This is a genomic window from Vibrio sp. 1288 (assembly GCF_033344475.1).
Genome location: NZ_JAWPOX010000450.1, coordinates 1 through 738, shown reverse-complemented (window position 1 = coordinate 738; position 738 = coordinate 1). Strand labels below are relative to the sequence as shown.

The window sequence follows — 738 nt, the reverse complement described above, 5'->3', positions numbered from 1 at the left end:
CGCGTTTTACCTGAGCCTGCGCCGGCAAGCACTAGGCATGGACCAGACACGTATTTTACGGCTTCATCTTGTCTAGGGTTCAGCTTCATACAAATTCTCTGCGGGTGACAAATGTGGCGCCTATGATAAAGGGGTGGCTCTTTGAATGCTACGGTGATTTTCTCGTAAATTTTACCCCGATTGGTGCAACATTCTGTTGCATAGTAGACCAGACTTTAAGCTATAATGAATGAACGTTCATTCACTGGTGGTAGGATTATGACGGATAACCCTGCTGTAGATAAACGCGATCAAATACTTGCCGCTGCGGAGCAGTTAATTGCAGAGTCTGGCTTTCAAGGGCTTTCTATGCAAAAGCTGGCCAACGAAGCTGGTGTCGCCGCCGGGACGATTTATCGCTATTTCTCAGACAAAGAACATCTATTGGAAGAAGTGCGTCTTAACGTAGCCAAACGCATTGCCTCTGCAGTGCAAGCGGGCGTTAATGACGACATGCCATTGAAGGAACGCTATCGAACCATGTGGCTCAACATCTGGAATTTGGCGGGTTCCAACTTAAACGCCATCAGTAATCGAGTTCAATATGATTCGTTACCTTGCACGACAAGAAACAAGACGTGGGAACTTGAGCGAAAAATGTTTGCCCAAGTAGATCGCCTTTTCAACCAGGGCAAAGAAGAAGGGGTTTTTAAGCCTCTCGATAACGAAGTGCTCTCTGGATTAAGCTTTGAAGCAAGC

General features: G+C 46.6%; 2 protein-coding genes. One reads left to right on the top strand and one right to left on the bottom strand.

From position 1 onward, the window contains the following. A partial coding sequence (locus tag R8O11_RS31865; protein WP_412035082.1) for a UvrD-helicase domain-containing protein occupies positions 1-89 on the bottom strand: 89 nt, incomplete at its 3' end. A 169-nt stretch (positions 90-258) separates the two neighbouring features. Between R8O11_RS31865 and R8O11_RS27320 the strand changes: the two genes are divergently transcribed. Beyond that, positions 259-738: TetR/AcrR family transcriptional regulator (locus R8O11_RS27320; protein ID WP_318194891.1), on the top strand; the 480-nt coding region annotated here is incomplete at its 3' end.